General features: G+C 41.0%; 14 protein-coding genes. 7 read left to right on the forward strand and 7 right to left on the reverse strand.

Going from position 1 to position 16858, the window contains the following annotated elements; genetic code table 11:
* The 5 genes from L1077_RS08065 to ccoN form a co-directional block, all read right to left on the reverse strand.
* Nucleotides 1-492, reverse strand: a complete 492-nt coding sequence (locus tag L1077_RS08065; protein WP_063359914.1) for a FixH family protein — start codon at nucleotides 490-492, stop codon at nucleotides 1-3.
* Between the two features lie 126 nt (nucleotides 493-618).
* A complete protein-coding gene (ccoP, locus tag L1077_RS08070; RefSeq protein WP_237136371.1) occupies nucleotides 619-1584 on the reverse strand; it encodes a cytochrome-c oxidase, cbb3-type subunit III in 966 nt (321 codons plus the stop codon).
* Nucleotides 1581-1766 carry a cbb3-type cytochrome oxidase subunit 3 gene (locus tag L1077_RS08075; protein ID WP_046355371.1) on the reverse strand — a complete coding sequence of 62 codons (186 nt, stop codon included), beginning with the start codon at nucleotides 1764-1766 and terminating at the stop codon, nucleotides 1581-1583. Before L1077_RS08075 ends, ccoP begins: the two co-directional genes overlap by 4 nt.
* Nucleotides 1767-1772: 6 nt before the next feature.
* Nucleotides 1773-2393 (reverse strand): cytochrome-c oxidase, cbb3-type subunit II, encoded by a 621-nt coding sequence (ccoO, locus tag L1077_RS08080; RefSeq protein WP_237136372.1) that lies wholly within the window; start codon nucleotides 2391-2393, stop codon nucleotides 1773-1775.
* A 12-nt stretch (nucleotides 2394-2405) separates the two neighbouring features.
* Entirely contained in the window at nucleotides 2406-3839 is a 1434-nt protein-coding gene (ccoN, locus tag L1077_RS08085) for a cytochrome-c oxidase, cbb3-type subunit I (RefSeq protein WP_237136373.1), read from the reverse strand.
* 553 nt (nucleotides 3840-4392) lie between these two features.
* Between ccoN and L1077_RS08090 the strand changes: the two genes are divergently transcribed.
* From L1077_RS08090 to L1077_RS08115, 6 genes are all read left to right on the forward strand, one after another.
* A complete protein-coding gene (locus tag L1077_RS08090) occupies nucleotides 4393-4623 on the forward strand; it encodes a hypothetical protein (protein WP_237136374.1) in 231 nt (76 codons plus the stop codon).
* Between the two features lie 376 nt (nucleotides 4624-4999).
* Nucleotides 5000-8065, forward strand: a complete 3066-nt coding sequence (locus L1077_RS08095) for a hypothetical protein (protein ID WP_237136375.1) — start codon at nucleotides 5000-5002, stop codon at nucleotides 8063-8065.
* A gap of 56 nt (nucleotides 8066-8121) precedes the next feature.
* Complete coding sequence (locus tag L1077_RS08100) at nucleotides 8122-9198, forward strand: hypothetical protein (protein WP_237136376.1); 1077 nt, start codon at nucleotides 8122-8124, stop codon at nucleotides 9196-9198.
* Between the two features lie 10 nt (nucleotides 9199-9208).
* A complete protein-coding gene (locus tag L1077_RS08105) occupies nucleotides 9209-11098 on the forward strand; it encodes a hypothetical protein (protein ID WP_237136377.1) in 1890 nt (629 codons plus the stop codon).
* Nucleotides 11099-11156: 58 nt separating this feature from the next.
* Nucleotides 11157-11633, forward strand: a complete 477-nt coding sequence (locus L1077_RS08110) for a transcription elongation factor GreAB (RefSeq protein ID WP_237136378.1) — start codon at nucleotides 11157-11159, stop codon at nucleotides 11631-11633.
* A 664-nt stretch (nucleotides 11634-12297) separates the two neighbouring features.
* Nucleotides 12298-12897 carry a class I SAM-dependent methyltransferase gene (locus L1077_RS08115; RefSeq protein ID WP_237136379.1) on the forward strand — a complete coding sequence of 200 codons (600 nt, stop codon included), beginning with the start codon at nucleotides 12298-12300 and terminating at the stop codon, nucleotides 12895-12897.
* On the opposite strand, the gene L1077_RS08120 is transcribed toward L1077_RS08115, so the two are convergent.
* Entirely contained in the window at nucleotides 12886-13875 is a 990-nt protein-coding gene (locus tag L1077_RS08120) for a GlxA family transcriptional regulator (protein WP_237136380.1), read from the reverse strand. The genes L1077_RS08115 and L1077_RS08120 overlap by 12 nt on opposite strands.
* Before the next feature lie 120 nt (nucleotides 13876-13995).
* On the opposite strand from L1077_RS08120, the gene L1077_RS08125 reads away from it, so the two are divergent.
* Nucleotides 13996-15897, forward strand: coding sequence for a beta-ketoacyl synthase (locus L1077_RS08125; RefSeq protein WP_237136381.1), 1902 nt, complete (start codon nucleotides 13996-13998; stop codon nucleotides 15895-15897).
* Nucleotides 15898-15947: 50 nt separating this feature from the next.
* On the opposite strand, the gene fghA is transcribed toward L1077_RS08125, so the two are convergent.
* Nucleotides 15948-16793 (reverse strand): S-formylglutathione hydrolase, encoded by an 846-nt coding sequence (gene fghA / locus L1077_RS08130; protein ID WP_237136382.1) that lies wholly within the window; start codon nucleotides 16791-16793, stop codon nucleotides 15948-15950.
* Between the last annotated feature and the right edge of the window lie 65 nt (nucleotides 16794-16858).

Here is a 16858-nt window from a genome sequence, read left to right on the forward strand (position 1 = left end):
TTACTTGTATTGAGGTGTAATAGAAACAGGCTTATCAGTTGGTAATTGCAAGTTCTCCTTCATTTTCCAACTGCCGTCCATAGGTTCAATGAACACGGTAAATGCGCCGCTGTGTTCTTTATCGAGCAACGCGGTGTATGTACCGCTGGCATTGGCAAGTAGGGTCGTGGAGAAGTCGTATTCTTTAATTGTTCGGTGATAAAACGATACTTTTAATGCGTTGACATTACTGCGATCGCCTTTGGTGAAATCAAAGCTGATTTTGTCATTTTCAACAATCAAATCGCCATGTAGATATAGCGCTTTTGCTTTATTGAATTTGCTCAACTCGAGGTTGATTGCTTTGCCTTTTTTGTAATAATCATCGACGACCATATCAGGACCGTTACCAACAGCATAAGTCACTAAAAATACGCACGCAATGATGGTGACGAGTGGGAAAAACATTAAAAACCAAGGCCAAAAATTCTTATACCACGGAGTTGGATTCATAATTATTCACTACTTTACATTGTTGTTTGTTTTGCTGCCTAACTAGGCGAGTCTTATATTAAATTTACGTTAGTTTGTTACTATAAGTAAGCCTCCATTATGGAGGCTTACATGTTTATGCCATGCTTATTTCTCTTGAGATAAGCTATATACATAGGCAGTTAAAAGATGAACTTTATCTTCACCTAAAATGTCTTTCCATGCCGGCATCACACCTGCGCGTCCATGACGTATTGACTCTTCAACAGCGCGTTTTGAGCCACCGTATAGCCAAATATTATCGGTCAAATCAGGTGCACCGAATGGTAATCCAAGTGCGACAGAGCCAGTACCGTCAGCACCGTGACATGCTGCACACATAGCAAATTTAGCTTTACCAGCGTCAGCATCTTTTTGGTTTACTGTACGACCTGATAGGCTCAGTACATAAGCGGTCATTTCTTTTACGCCTTGCTCACCTAATGCAGCTTCCCAACCTGGCATCGCTGCAACTCGACCATTTAGCAGTGTCTCTTTGATTTGATCCGGTGTACCGCCATATAACCAGTCTTTGTCTGTCAGATTAGGGAAGCCAAGGCCACCACGCGCATCTGAACCGTGACACTGTGCACAGTTTTGAGCATACAGCCTTTGCCCGATTTCCAACGCGTCTGAATCTTTTGCAAGTGTTAATACATCTTGCTCTGCAAACGCTTTAAAGATAGGACCAAAACGTTCGTCTGCGGCTTCAAACTCTTTGTCTAGTTTCACCCAAAGACCGCTTTCTTTGGCGTCTATAACAGCTTGTCTAGACTCTTCTAATGATTTAACACCTTGGTTAGAGCTAGTCCATTTTGCCAAACCAGCAAAATTACCTAAGCCAGGATACATTGCAAGGTAGTACACAGACCAAACGAATGTTGCGAAGAACATGTAAGTCCACCATTTTGGCAGTGGGTTGTTTAGTTCTTCGATGCCGTCAAACTCATGACCACAACTGGCACCTTCTTCGACACCTGTGTAGTTTTTCAGGTTCCAAATTAACAGGCCAAAAATGAGAGCCAGACATGCTAAGGTCAATACGATGACCCAAATACTCCAAAAGCTAGTCATTTTTCAGACTCCTTTTCCTCTTTTGAAATTGTGTTGTCGTGTTTTATTTCATCGTCGAATATGGCTTTTGCAGCGTCATCAAACCGACTTTTGGTTCGTTTGCTGTAAGCCCACACAACAATCACAATGAACAGTACTAAAATTACCAGAGTTAAAATGCCTCTGTATGTGCCGTAATCCATAATAAATTACTTCAAATGTGTGCCAAGTTGTTGCAAGTAAGCGATCAAGGCTTCCATTTCGGTTTTGCCTTGGACTGCTTGCTGTGCATTCTTGATATCTTCGTCGGTGTAAGGCACACCGAAGTTTTTAAAGACTTCAAGCTTCTTAGCGGTTAATTTACCATCCAGTACGTTCTCTTCTAGCCAAGGGTACCCTGGCATATTTGATTCAGGAACTACGGAGCGAGGGTCGATCAGGTGCGCATAATGCCAGTCGTCAGAGTAACGACCACCAACACGCGCAAGATCAGGTCCAGTTCTTTTAGAACCCCATTGAAAAGGGTGGTCCCAAACAGATTCGCCAGCGACGGAGTAGTGACCATATCTCTCAACTTCATCCCTAAATGGGCGGATCATTTGCGAATGACAGTTGTAACAGCCTTCACGGACATAAATATCTCGGCCTTCCATCTCAAGTGCGGTTAATGGGCGTAACCCCTCAACTGGCTTTGTTGTGTCATCTTGGAACATCAGTGGCGTTATTTCTACTAATGCACCGAAGCTAATCGCAAACACGGTGAGAATCGCCATCAATCCAACGTTCTTTTCTACTATTTCGTGTTTATTTGTCGAGTTATTATTGCTCATAGTCGATACCTCTTAAGCCATTTGCGTGTTTGCATCAGTAGCAAGAGAGCCACTTTTTGCTGTAACAGTGCGGTATACGTTATAAGCCATTACTAGCATGCCGACTACGATGAACACACCGCCTAGGAATCGCATGATATAGAATGGATATGAAGCCTCTAGAGATTGCACAAAGCTGTACATCAATGTACCGTCAGAGTTGACAGCTCTCCACATCAAGCCTTGCATTACACCTGAAATCCACATTGCAACGATATATAAAACAACGCCCACAGTGTGTAACCAGAAGTGTGTGTTAACCAGTTTCACGCTATACATATTTGCGTGGCCAAATAATGCAGGGATTAAATGGTAGATAGCACCAATTGAAATCATTGCAACCCAGCCAAGTGCACCAGAGTGAACGTGGCCAACAGTCCAGTCAGTGTAATGAGATAGGGCATTTACAGACTTGATTGCCATCATTGGGCCCTCAAATGTTGACATACCGTAGAAAGACAGGGAAACAACTAAGAAACGTAATACTGGATCAGTACGAAGCTTATGCCATGCGCCAGATAGCGTCATAATTCCGTTGATCATGCCGCCCCATGAAGGAACAAATAGAATGACTGACATAACCATACCTAGCGACTGCGTCCAATCAGGTAAAGCTGTATAATGAAGATGGTGAGGGCCAGCCCAAATGTAAAGAGAGACCAGCGCCCAAAAATGCACGACTGACAATCTATATGAATATACAGGGCGGCCAGCCTGCTTAGGAACGAAGTAGTACATCATACCTAAAAATCCAGCGGTTAGAAGGAAACCTACCGCGTTGTGACCGTACCACCACTGTACCATTGCATCTACCGCACCTGCGTAGATTGAGTACGATTTAGTAAGTGATACCGGAACAGCCATACTGTTAACGATGTGAAGGACAGCAACAGTGATAATAAATCCTGCATAGAACCAGTTTGCGACATATATATGAGATACTTTACGGTTAATCAATGTGCCGAAAAAGACGACTGCGTAAGTGACCCAAACGACTGTAATTGCAATATCAATGGGCCACTCTAGCTCAGCATATTCTTTAGAGCTTGTAATACCCAAAGGTAGTGTAATCGCGGCTGCAACAATAATTGCTTGCCAGCCCCAAAATGTAAATGAAGCTAATTTGTCGGAGAAGAGACGCGTTTGACACGTGCGTTGCACGACGTAGTATGACGTTGCAAATAATGCACTAGTACCAAAGGCGAAAATAACAGCGTTCGTATGTAACGGACGAAGTCGAGAGTAAGTTAACCATGGAATGTCGAAGTTTAAAGCAGGCCAAGCAAGTTGCGCTGCGATAAATACACCTACACCCATGCCAACGATGCCCCAAATCACTGTCATAATAGCGAATTGGCGTACAACTTTATAATTGTACTCAGTTTGTGATGCTACTGTTTGGCTCATTTTCTGGATTCCGCTGCAGTTAATGCGTTTAGAAATGATTAACCTGTAAAACAGGCCCTCTTTTATATTTCAACAGTCCCGCTTTGCGTACGCTAAATAAGCCAAAGCAAGCCTGAGAAACCCTTATTTTTGCAAGGAAATAATAATTTTTTTGCAAAACAAAAGATACCTAAAACACCCCAAAGCATGACATCAATCAAGTTTTCAGCAGGTAGTTTAAAACCGTCCAGTTTTCATGACCACGGTCAATTCAACCGAGATTTATTCTAACCTTGGCTGGCCCTCAAAGCTTGATAAGCGTAGTATCATAGGCACACAATTTTGACTCTAGTCAGCTTAGATTATGCGCTATTTTTCAACATTCGCTTTGATAATTTCAATTTATTTACTTACGTCTTGCTCAGAGCTATATATAAGTATACATGAAAGTTCAGAAAAAAGTGAAAGTTCAGTCAAAACTAAAAATTGCACTTTAATTGAGCCTTGTAGATTGGGGGAAGATACAGAGTTTTGGGTTTCTAAAGAGGACTTGAAAGCCGAGGAGTCATTTAAAGTGTACTTAAAAAATCATGCAATCCAGTCTATGGGCTTGGCACACATAGAAGGGGTCTCTATGTACATGGGCAAAATTCCAATTTCATTCGAGTTGCATGAGCAGGGTCTTTGGGTAGCTGAAGCTATGGTTGGCGCATGTAACCTAGAACAAATGAAATGGAAGATCGTACTTTCTGCTGCAAGTGACGGGCTGGATGCCTCACCTCCCATTTTTTACACGAAACGTTAGATCTTAAACACCTTCGATACGGGCTGGCTTTTCTTGTATCAGGTCTTTAATGCAACCTTGCATAGAGTATCTATTGGATCTGTGCTTAGTGTAGTTCGTGTAAATCAAAGTGTTAAATTTTAATTAATATTTTGATTTTATCTTTTTTGAATTGATGAAAATTTTACCTATATTTTCAACTAAAAATTGCTCTGAAACAGGCTTTAGTTGGGCTTTTCTTGCTATATACCATTCCCAATAGCACACTCTAAGTGTGCATTAACTAACAAGAAATTTTGATAAAAATTTAATCAATTCACTAGAGTTTTGGCCTGTAGCAACTACGCTTATGTTGTATAAAAGAAAAATTCTAAGGCATTTAAGGAGGCCTCCTGTGGTGAATAGAAAAATTTACCGTTCCTATCTTTCAGTCTCAGTCGCACTAACACTTGGGTTAACTGGGTGTAGTCTTTTTGATAGCGAAGATTCTTCAAGTACGGTTCCTGTGGAGCCTTTGCCATCTAACATTGAAGGTAGTGCTTCTATCGACTTTAATGTTTTTATTTCAGGAAAAGCTGTTAAAGGGACACTTAGAGGTGCAGAACTCACTGTAAAAGAATTAAAAAATGGTCAGTTGGTAGATGTTGCCTTTCGAAGTGAGTTAGGAACAATAGAGAAAACAGCAACGGGTACCAGCGAAGCTGTGGCAGTTGAACTCGCTAGATCTCAGATATTAAGCGAGAGCCCTCAGTCACTTCTTACAGCAGATGACGGCACATATGGCTTTTATATAGATCAGCAGTTTAGCGGTGCGTTATACATTACCATCAAAACGACCAAAGCAAGCGGTTTTATCAAGTGTGATGCGATTCTAGGCTGCGGTGATTTCTCAGAGAGTTCTGAAAATGACTCAAACTCTAACTCAAAAATTGACTTTGATGAGTGGTATCAAGATGACTTGACACTCAATGTGGTAAAAGAAATTACAGCGCAAGCAAGTCGTCAAGCTAGAGGTGCCGAAGGTACGACCAAATCTTACACTGCAAATGCCACAATTTTCACTACATTGGCTTCAGAGCTATTACAAAAAGCATCTCAAGACGGCGAGGGTATAAACTCTGAAACTGTAGCTAATGCTAGTTTGAATACTTTGCTTATTTTACTCGGCCCTGAAGCTGCGAAAGATGCGGTGTTGTTATCCGGGGATATATCTTTAGGTGGTGCCGTTGATTTCACAGACGTAACGTCTGAGGATACTATTGATTCAGGTACTTTAGCACTTATAAATGTCGCATCTACGCTGCAAAACATTGCTTCTAATTCTGGTGAAAATTCTTCATTGAGCTCTGTACTTGAGACTCTGAAACAAGGTGTTTCTAATGGAAATCTGAAAGGCAGTGAAGACGCAGCTGTAGCTCAACTCGCCGCTACTCTTCAAGAAGAAGTGAATAAAACGGCTACTGTATTTGTAGCGATAGCAAGTGGTGATATTGAAGCGATCAAAGCAGCTTTAAAAGAAGTGGCTCCTGAGCTTGATGATGAATCATTGAATGATCTTGCTGATAAAGCGAAAGATGCGCGAGATCAAGCTATTGAATCGGGCGCAACGGATGAAAACGCACTTGAAGACGCCGCAGAAGACTCAAAAAATGCAGTTGAAGATTTAGGCTGTGAGGGTGATGAATGTAATGCGGATGACAGTAGTTTGATTAGTGATAGTCTCACCGAACTTTTAGCTTCATTGAGTCAATCTCAAACACAACTTACTTCCTTAAATCAGGCCTACAACGAATTGACTTCCGGTTTGCAAGCAGTAATAGCACTAGGAGAAGCTGCGCAGACTCAAGAAGAAAAAGAGAACTATTTGAAAGCAGCTGACGACTTTATCGCTGAGTTCTCTGTCTCTAATATAGAACAAGAAACTGTTGTATTGGTTTCAAGGGTTGGGCAGATTCTAGCAAGTGCTGAGGGGCTGTTGGCACTGACTGCGGACGCTCAATCTGCAGTGACTGATTCACAGGCACTCGTTAACAATACGGCTTCACTGAGCTCGAACGTAACTGGCATGATAGCAGGTGCAAACGCAGAGAGAGAAAAGGCTATTGCCTTGTTAGATGATGCATCAAGTGCTGCGAAAGTGCTTGCTGAAGCGGCTATTGAACGGGCCAAAGAAAGCGAGCAAACGTTTAATACTGCAAATGTTGATGTTCAATCGCAAGTGGCAGACGCGACTAATTTATTTGCATCAGCGGGTACAGACCTAGTTGCATTAGAAGCTGCATTGACAAGCTCTCAAAGCGCTTTAGATAAGTTTAATACACTAAATGCGTTGACTACAGATATTTTGAGTAATGTGGAGCTGGCAAAAACACGTGCTGAAGAATATTTAGCACTGGCGACAACCGATGCGCAAAGAGCAGAAGCCCAGCAGTTTGTGACAGAGTCAACGACAATACAACAAACAATTACTGAGAGTGTTACAACATTTAAAGCAACTGAATCAGATATTCGTACTTTAAATAGTAATGTGTCATTTGCGGTTGACAATGCCAGAGGAAAATCAGGCACAGATAAAATGACATCAATTGCTTTTGTGACCAGAGAAGGTGCTGATGCTGTATTTAATGCTGGTGAAGTTGTCTATGACGTGTTAAGGGATATTTGGGACCAAAACTTGGATTCCGGTTCTCATACTGGTACAGCTCCAAACTATCCAGAGTGGACGTATAGATACAATACAGATACATACGCAATTGAACTTACTAATACTCAAGGTGATGAGGAGATCTTGGCTAATGCACAAGTCAATTCAGGCGCAACGAGTAAAATTATTCTAACATGGACAGGTACATTAAAATCAACTGACGGACAAACGGTATTAGTTAAATCACCTGACTTGGCAGAATGTGAACGTTGGTCACTTGATTTAATAGCACAGCCAAATGCATCCTGCTCAGTTGTGTTTATTGATGGCAGTATTACAACCATTGAAGATGCAAGAAATTTTGATGCTTCCAGTGCTAGAACATTCAATATCGTAGAGTTTGTTGATGGACAATATGGCTTTAATGGCACGCTTTCATCTGAATTAACCTCAACAGATAGTGCTGGAAACACGGTCCCACTGTTTGTTAGCGATGCGATTGAAAACTTAAACGTGGTTATTTCGGGTACAACTGCGGAGCTAATATTCACAGCTGATTTTGAGCTTAAAAATGAAGATGATAATGACGATCTTGGTCTAGCCAAAATAATGTTAAATGAGTTCAATGGCTATGTGTTTAATGTCAACTTATTAGACACTGACGGACCATTAGTTGGTGACGTAACTTTATACAGCGATTCGACACCAGTTAAGGTGGGTGATGTTCTTGAAATAACAAATGGATTTAGAGTCACTTATATTGATGGCCAAGTAATTGATTACACTGATATTGACTTTTTAGGACAAAACATCAACTAACCTTTACCCACAATAATAAAGGAAGGCGGTATTTTACCGCCTTTGAACTAATAACTATGACAAAGCCAAATGTACTCCTTCTTGCTGTATTTTTTACGAGCTCTACTTATGCTAATGATTTTGAAGTAATAAATACATTTGATTCAGAAATATATACAGAAGCACAGCCCGTTAAATCTTTTCTAGATGAGTTTGATAAGCCCCTAAAACCGGGAGATAGCGCTTTTACATTTAATGTCTTTGAACTTGGAGTGAAATACAAAGGTATCGCTGTTGGTGCTCAGAGCCGATACAACTATGCACTTGAGTATGACCCGGATACTGCGCTTTTTACTTACCTAGAAAAAAACGATTTGCCATTTGAGGAAAGAAATTATCGTTATTATCTAAAGGGCAAGCAATCTACCTCTCATGGTATATTTTTTTCTTATGACTTTAACCTCTTTGATGAAACACTTACGGTAGTACCGAAAGTTATCTACTATCAAAGTGCTCACTTTCAAGATGCTATAGTTGATGGGACAGTTTTTAGTGATGAAATAAAGGGGGCATTGCAAACACAATATTTCTTCTCAAAAGATATCTTGTTTAAGTCATTTACACCTGAACAAAACCCTGAAGGTGAGGGGTACTCGGTTGATTTGGCAGTTAAATGGCAAGTAAATGACGCCCTTACTTTATCTATCAAAGGACTAGACTTAATCAACGAGACCCAATATTCAGGTGTTGGCTTTGTAAATGGTATAACCACAGATGTACCATTTACTGAACAAGGCGATAGTATTAAGACCTCTCCCTCCATCCGTTTACGAACTTCGGCATTTGGTCGTGAAATAGATTATTCGTTTGAACATGACGCTAGATATTACTTTGATGTGCAGTATCGTTTAAATGAACGAGTGTCGTTCGATTTGAACACTCGACGTTTTTATAAAGATACTTTTATACAAGGAAATATAAGTTATCACTTTAATGACAGTTGGCGCGTATTCTCAGGGTATGAAACAAACTCTAAAGCTATTGAGGTAGGGGTTGCCAGCGACTATTTTGGGTTTTCTGTCAAGACAGACCGTTTGGATCTGGATGATGCGCACTACGCAAACATTAATTGGTTTATCCGCTTAGTGTTGTAGGAGAAGAATAATGAAAAAAGTAAGAGGTTTATATTTATTGATGGCATTGATAGCCGGTTGTGGTGGAAGTGGTGGAGATGCCCCGCAAGTTTCTGACGTTCAACCTGGTTTTGGGAATGATATAGCTGAGAAACTTGAAGCAAATATGCGTTTTTATTTGCCGGATTTTGTGGATAAAAGTGGTAAGTTAACGGTGACTAATCTTAGTGATAGTTCACAGGAAACTCATAGTGTTGAATCACTGAATCAATTTTCGTTGACAGTCTCGGTTGACGGGCAATATAACTTTATGTATACCCCAAACAGTGACACAGTGACATGCCCAAAGCTATCAGGTTGTGGCCGCTCATTATTAGATGACCCCAATGATCTGGATGGCAATAACGAAATCGACTTTGGTGAGCCCATTAATGCAGAAGTTCATTTTGAGTTGATAGTATTACCCACGCCAGGCATTAACCAAGTCTTTTTTTCCAGTTTTAATAGCGCATTAGTCAATTCTACATTAGATAGCTCAATTTGGTCACTAACAGCTGCTCCAAATAACCACTTGACACAAAGTACCATTCAGAGTGCGCAAAAAGCTGAATATGTATCAAATGTAATGACCTACATAGATGTAATGCATCAGCATAATCAAAACCAGCAAGATGGTGAGTTGTTTGTTAATGCTATCGGGGAGGGGGTAAGTGGCAATCGTGCGGCATTAAGCCCGTATAGGGAGCTTGCCAATGAGTACTTAATTGAGACGTTAACGACAGAAGAGACAAACTCTCTTTATCGAGGCGTATCAGAAAAGGTATTAATTGAAGTAAATGAACTGCTTAGAGTCGATTCAAATCGTGAATTACACAAAGAAATAGAGCCATATAGCAATGACTTACTTAATGAAGTACGAAATGCAATCGGGGTTATACGTTTGCAAGATGAGCAATATAGTGAAGACCTGAAAGTTAAGCTTGAAGAGGTGGAAGAGCTAGTTAATGATGATTCTCAAGATGCATTTTTGGTTGCCCTTGAAGTGATTGGCGACGTTGTAAAGCATGTTTCTCCTTTTGAAAATTCGGTGCCGGGAAATTATACCCTGCCTGGTTTGGATATTGATTATCAAACTGAGGGAGGCTTTAGGTGGATTGTGGCAGGTGTGAGGCAAGGCTTTGAAGTGAATGTTGATATCACGGTTCCAGAGTGGAGGATCAGCCCGGCACTGGGTGACAAAATTGTAGGGTTTGGTATTGGTGAAATATCAAAGCCAGGTACGAAGCTTGAGTATAGCTTTGATGAGTTTGAAATTGTTAGTAAGGGGAGCTTTGACCCCAACAGGGTAGATGAAGTCACTGGTGTTGCAAACGCATTGGGGGACATCAAGCTCTCACAGGGAAATTCGGTTTTAACTGGGCGCATTGATGTAGATTATTCACGGCAAAACTTAAGCATTCGTAGTACCAAATCTATTTTGCCTTACCTTTCTGTTGATGGTGTTCTAACAACTGACAATCAAGTCACACCATTGCGAATATATGCCAATGAACGTTCTCCGTTAGCATTACGAACAGATATGGATCTGGTTTTTGGTGCTCAGCTGGAGTTGTCACTCAATGGAGGTAAAGATCTTAGAATACAAGTGACTGGAGAGCCAGAGGATTTATCTAACTTCACGACTGCGGATATTGCAATCATTGTCGGTGGCCACGTGAGTGAAATTACAGTGACAAATCTTGTCGGTAATATCAATGTCATTGTTCGAGGACGAGATGGTTATTGGGTAGATATCAAGAAAAAGAAAGATTTGTATACGGGTGGTTTTTATTTTGGTGATAAACTGGTAGCTGATGTACGAACAATCAGAGGTATTCCCGGCATTCTGTTTCCTGACGGAAGCTTTGAATCTTTGTTCTAGTAGTTGGGATTAAGTAGTTAAGGGCCTAAAGAGGGCCCTTTTTTGTTTTGGATAGAAAATGAAAAAAATCGTTGTGGTTGAAGCGCTAAAAATGGCATTAGAAAAAAAGTTATATGAGGCGCAGGAAGCAGCAAATAGTGCAAGACAAGACGCGATTCATGAACAAAGCGCGGCTGAAACACAGTATGACTCTTTGAGTATTGAATCTGGCTATTTGGCTGAAGGCCAAAGTGAGCGAGTAGAGCAAGCGCATCGTGCTATCAATGCATTTGAATCGGTTTTTAAAGCTGAAGTTAATGACGCGGTGTCTGAGGGGGCATTAATTAAATTGAGTGATGAGGAAGGAGCTCATTTTTGGTATTTTATAGGCCCTGTAGAAGGTGGTCTGAAAATTATGATTTTAGAGGCGCAAGTATTGGTGCTTACATTGCAATCGCCTCTTGGTGTGGCTTTAAAAGAGAAGGTGTTGGGTGATGACGTTGAGTTTGAGTTTAATGGCTCAAAGCAGGTTTTTTATATAGACGAAGTTCTATAACCTGCTTCATGTATGTTCAATGGCATATGCACAAGTATTGATTTTTTAATAAAGGGTATTTAATGGGCTTTAAAGTTAATCATTATGCCGCTAAAACAATAAGTAGAACTCATACCGTCGATTGGGAATTGATTTCAATCGAGCTCATCATAGGTGTTATTTGTATCATACTAGCTATTGTTGGATTTAAAGCCAACATGTCACTTATTTTTATTCCTGCTGCATTGATATCATTTCTTTGTCTGGTGAGGATTGTGTATAGCTTATATTTTTATATACAAGAAAAGAGAACGAGAAAACCATGAAATCTGGTAGATAAAGTTTACTGCGAACATACTATACAGACACTCAACGACACATACATAATGAGCTATGAGTACACTATTTTATAAGCCTAATATTTGAATCATAGCTTGCCCATACTTCATGTGACTTAGGCTTCAGCTAAACCTTGTTAATTTATGACCTCTAAACTCTACTGACTTGATTTAGTTTTATTTATTAATAATTCCCGGTTGCAATGTTTTTGTTACCTACAAGAAAAAAGCCTTTTCTAGAGGCTATATACTGAGTAGGTATAGAGTGTAAATAGCGTTATTTTCTAAAAATTTTGCACGGTTTTATCGTCTTAACATTAATACTATTTAATAGCTTAGCAGGATATATGATTGCAGGTACACGTGGTTATGAGAGTGGCGTTCAATCTTTCGCGAAAGCGAGTTTTGGATTGAAGTTTGAAGATATTAACCAAGACTTTTTGTCACTTTTACCCGCCCTGGGTTCAAAAGTATTAGATGTGGGGTGTGGGGTAGGTCAAAACGCCGCAGCACTATGTGAGTTAGGTTATGAGGTGTGTGCGATAGAGCCGTTAACTGCTTTTTTAGATAAGGCGAAGGCTCGCTATACAGATCTGCCTATTGAGTGGCTAGCGGATAGTTTACCTGATTTAAAGCGACTTAATTCCGCTAAGCATGTCTTTGACTTTATATTACTAGATGGTGTTTGGCATCATTTGAGTTATCAAGAACGCAAGCAATGCCTTAACCGACTTTATGAATTATTGGCGCCAAGCGGTATTTGTGCGGTTTCCCTTAGGAATGGCCCCGCTGGATTGGGTACTCATGTTTTCCCTACTAGCAATGAAGAGCTTTTGAGCATGGCACTAGAGTGTGGCTTGGAAGTGGTTTTTCAAGTGGCAAATCAACCAAGCAAAATTCCCAATAAACATGATGTGACTTGGTCTCGCGTTGCACTAAGAAAATAGTTTTTTTCGAACAATTTTGCGATAAGAACTTGGTGTTTGGTTCATTTGCTCTTTGAATGCTCGGGATAGCTGACTCTGTGAATTAAACCCAACGGTGAGTGCGATCTCTTGAATACTCAAGTTACTCGATGCTAAGAGTTCACAAGCTTGCTGAAGCCTGACCTCTTGCAAGTAAGCAATGGCAGTTTTTCCTGTGGCCATTTTAAAACGCCTATTGAAGCTGCGGTAGCTCATATTAAACTGCTGGGCCACTGCGGCGAGTGATTCAACGGAGCTGGCGTTGTTTTTTAGCCAAAATTGAATAGCTGCAATTTGCTCATCGCTATACCTATCTACTGCCCCCTCCAAATAACGTTGTTCTTCATAGGGCTTTCTGATTTCATGAGAAAAGTTTTGCTGAACATGATTTGCAGCGTCCTTACCATAAAATTGACCTATTAAATGCACAATGACATCAGCAAGCGCATTGAGGCTTGCCACTGTGTAAAGCCTATCTGACTGTGTAATAAAGTAATCTGGTTTTAAGTCCACGTTTGGGTAGCTTTTCATAAACTGATTAGCATAGTGCCAGTGGGTCGTTGCAGAATGGCCATTTAAAACCCCGGACTCAGCTAAAAAGCACACACCCGTACCAACTCCGATAATGGTTGCACCTTGCTTTCTAGCACTGTCAATATTTTTAGCCAATAGCGGGTTGCGTTTTACAACTGGCCGAGGGTTGCGCCAAATACTTGGAACAATAATGTAATCATAGCCCTCTAGGGCACCAAAGTCAGATTGTACATCCATGGTCATGCCAATATTCGCTTTCACTGGACTACCACTCTCACTTAGACAATGGATCTCCAGCGCTTGAAAATGCGCTTTGTTATGTCGCTTTGCATAAGCCTCTCCCGCTCTGAGCATTTCGATGGGCAGTGTGACGCTGGTGATCAATAATTGTTCGTATAACGTAAGGGCAATTCGTATTTTTTCCATAAAACTCATCAGATTTGCAAAATGTGGCGAATATTGTCAATTCAGTGGCGAATTTTGTAAAGTTATATTATCTACTTCATTCTAGAATTATTGCAACAAATAAGTATTAAAGAGTTAAGTATGACAGCATTACCTATTATTGTCGGTATGGGTGGTATTAATGCCGCAGGTAGAACATCTTTTCACCAAGCATATCGCAGAATTGTGCTCGATAAATTAGATCAAAGCACCAGAGCTGATACCTTTTTAGGTCTCGCAACGTTAATGAATTTGGTCTCTGTGGAAGGTGATAACCTCGTTACTCAAGATGGAGACGTTATCACTAAAGCGGATGTTGAGAGTAAAGTAGGTGGACAGGTCATTGCTGGTACTTTAATTCGTAAAATCGAAAAAAATCACTTTGATGTTGATGCAACACATTGGCAGCAAAAGCTGACAATTACGGCTAATACCGAGCAAGGTATTCGTTTTACTTGTCGCAAAAGAGACTTACCAACGCCTGTACCAAGCAGTTGGTCAGTAGAAGAAGTGGATGCAAAAACTGTTAACGTTCATGTTCCAGAGCAGCTTGAAGTAAAACACGACAGCCATAGAGATAACCCGATAAAAGCAGCGGGTCAGCTACCAACTGGTTTTGAGCCAGCAAAAATGTATAACAGCCGCTATCAGCCTAGAGGTTTGCAGGCAACCATCTTCGCAGCGACAGATGCAATAAAGTCAACTGGCCTAGATTGGGACAATGTCATGTCTAGCGTTAAACCTGATGAAATTGGCACTTATTCGGCATCAGTTGCAGGCCAAATGGACAATGAAGGTTTGGGCGGTTTGGTGAGAAGTCGATTAAGAGGCGATCGCGTAAGCACCAAGCAGTTAGCACTTGGTTTAAATACCATGTCAACGGATTTCATTAATGCATACGTAACGGGCAGTGTTGGAACGACTTTTTCAACAGCTGGTGCATGTGCAACTTTCTTATACAACTTACGTGCAGCAGTCAATGACATCCAAGCTGGTCGTACACGAGTGGCTGTGGTTGCCAGTGTTGAATGTGCGTTAACGCCAGAAGTCATTGAAGGCTTTGGTAATATGGGCGCCCTTGCAAACGAAGAAGGGTTGAAAAAGCTAGACAATGCAGATGAGGCAGATCATCGCAGAACGAGCCGCCCATTTGGTGAAAACTGTGGTTTCACCATAGGAGAAGGTGCGCAGGTTGCTATTCTTATGGATGACAAACTTGCGTTAGAGCTAGGTGCAGAAGTGATGGGCTCTGTTGTTGATGTATTTGTAAATGCAGATGGCGTCAAAAAGTCAATTACAGCGCCTGGCCCAGGTAACTACATTACCATGGCAAAATCTGTTGCGTTGGCACAAGAAATTGTTGGGCAAGAGTCATTACAAAAACGCAGCTTCATCTTGGCGCATGGCTCTAGTACACCGCAAAACCGTGTAACTGAATCGGCTATCTATCACAAAGTCGCTGAAGCGTTTTCAATAAACGGTTGGAAGCTTGCAGCGCCAAAAGCCTATGTCGGTCATACAATTGCACCTGCATCGGGCGATCAGTTAGCAATAGCCCTAGGCGTATTTAGTCACAATATTATGCCGGGTATTACAACAATTGATAAAGTCGCTGATGATGTATTTGATGAACACTTGGATATCCGTAACTATCACTATGAGTGTGGAGATATGGATATTGCGTTTATCAACTCGAAAGGGTTTGGTGGTAATAATGCAACGGCTACTGTATTTTCACCAAAAGTGACTGCGCGCTTGTTGGCTAAACGTCACGGTGAGGCTATGGTAGCTGAATACCAGCAGAAGCTTGAAAAAACAACAGAGAATCAACTGGCGTATAAGCAAGCGGCTGATTTAGGTAATTATGAACTGATATATCGTTTTGGTAACGGTATGGTTGATGAGTCGCAGCTGACCATAGATCAAAATGAGTTACACATACCTGGCTTTGATGAAGCGATTAAGCTTACAGGAAATAATCAGTACTCTGATCTGAGCAAATAGAATTAATGTTAAGCAACAAAGGCGCTAAGGAGTAGCGCCTTTTTTTGTTTTTACGCATTTAAATATTGAGCGTGAAACTCAATGTGCTGCTCGATAAAAGAGCTAATAAAGAAGTAACTATGGTCGTATCCATCATGCAGCTGATAATCGACATCGTAGCCGATTGCCTTAGCTGCATTGAGTAAAGCGTCGGGCTTAAGCTGCTCTGTTAAAAATGTGTCATCACCACCTTGGTCTATTTTGATGGGGATCTTTCTCTCTATTTTGTGCTCTAACATCAGTTTGGTTGCATCGTATTGCGCCCAAAGAGACTTATCCTCACCCAAGTAACCTTTGAATGCTTTCACACCCCAGGGACAACCCATTGGGTTTGTGATTGGTGCAAACGCAGAAATACTTGCATATTGATGACTATTTTTAAGTCCGATAGTCAGTGCGCCGTGACCACCCATTGAATGTCCACTGATGGCTTTTTTATTCGAGACAGGAAAATTTGACTCGATCAGTTTAGGTAGTTCAATTGTGATGTAGTCATACATTTTATAGTGAGCGGCGTAGGGCGCTTGAGTGGCATTTAAATAAAAGCCTGCACCGAGACCGAAGTCGTAGCTGCCATTATCATCATCAGCAACATCTTCACCACGAGGACTGGTGTCTGGCGCGACAATGGCGACACCATGTTCACTTGCATACTTAAACACGCCTGCTTTTTGCATGAAATTTTCATCGGTACAGGTGAGCCCTGAAAGCCAATAGAGTACAGGCAACTTATTATTTTTTGAGTCTGTTTTTGGCAAAAAAATGGCGAATGTCATTTCGCAGTTATTTGCTGCACTTTGGTGTTTGAAACGCTGATGTAAGCCGCCAAACACTTTATTTTCGCTGATTAATTCCATATATTTCGCAACTTAAAATTAAATCCAAATTGTAAATGGTCAAAACGGTGAGACTGAGCTCACCG

It is taken from the genome of Pseudoalteromonas luteoviolacea, from assembly GCF_021654285.1.
GTDB classification, from domain to species: domain Bacteria; phylum Pseudomonadota; class Gammaproteobacteria; order Enterobacterales; family Alteromonadaceae; genus Pseudoalteromonas; species Pseudoalteromonas luteoviolacea_J.

Excerpts from the sequence above, each read along its gene's own strand:
- L1077_RS08065 (WP_063359914.1), bottom strand. The coding sequence starts at position 492 with ATGAATCCAACTCCGTGGTATAAGAATTTTTGGCCTTGGTTTTTAATG.
- ccoP (WP_237136371.1), bottom strand. The coding sequence starts at position 1,584 with ATGACTAGCTTTTGGAGTATTTGGGTCATCGTATTGACCTTAGCATGT.
- L1077_RS08075 (WP_046355371.1), bottom strand. The coding sequence starts at position 1,766 with ATGGATTACGGCACATACAGAGGCATTTTAACTCTGGTAATTTTAGTA.
- ccoO (WP_237136372.1), bottom strand. The coding sequence starts at position 2,393 with ATGAGCAATAATAACTCGACAAATAAACACGAAATAGTAGAAAAGAAC.
- ccoN (WP_237136373.1), bottom strand. The coding sequence starts at position 3,839 with ATGAGCCAAACAGTAGCATCACAAACTGAGTACAATTATAAAGTTGTA.
- L1077_RS08100 (WP_237136376.1), top strand. The coding sequence starts at position 8,122 with ATGACAAAGCCAAATGTACTCCTTCTTGCTGTATTTTTTACGAGCTCT.
- L1077_RS08105 (WP_237136377.1), top strand. The coding sequence starts at position 9,209 with ATGAAAAAAGTAAGAGGTTTATATTTATTGATGGCATTGATAGCCGGT.
- L1077_RS08110 (WP_237136378.1), top strand. The coding sequence starts at position 11,157 with ATGAAAAAAATCGTTGTGGTTGAAGCGCTAAAAATGGCATTAGAAAAA.
- L1077_RS08115 (WP_237136379.1), top strand. The coding sequence starts at position 12,298 with ATGATTGCAGGTACACGTGGTTATGAGAGTGGCGTTCAATCTTTCGCG.
- L1077_RS08120 (WP_237136380.1), bottom strand. The coding sequence starts at position 13,875 with ATGGAAAAAATACGAATTGCCCTTACGTTATACGAACAATTATTGATC.
- L1077_RS08125 (WP_237136381.1), top strand. The coding sequence starts at position 13,996 with ATGACAGCATTACCTATTATTGTCGGTATGGGTGGTATTAATGCCGCA.
- fghA (WP_237136382.1), bottom strand. The coding sequence starts at position 16,793 with ATGGAATTAATCAGCGAAAATAAAGTGTTTGGCGGCTTACATCAGCGT.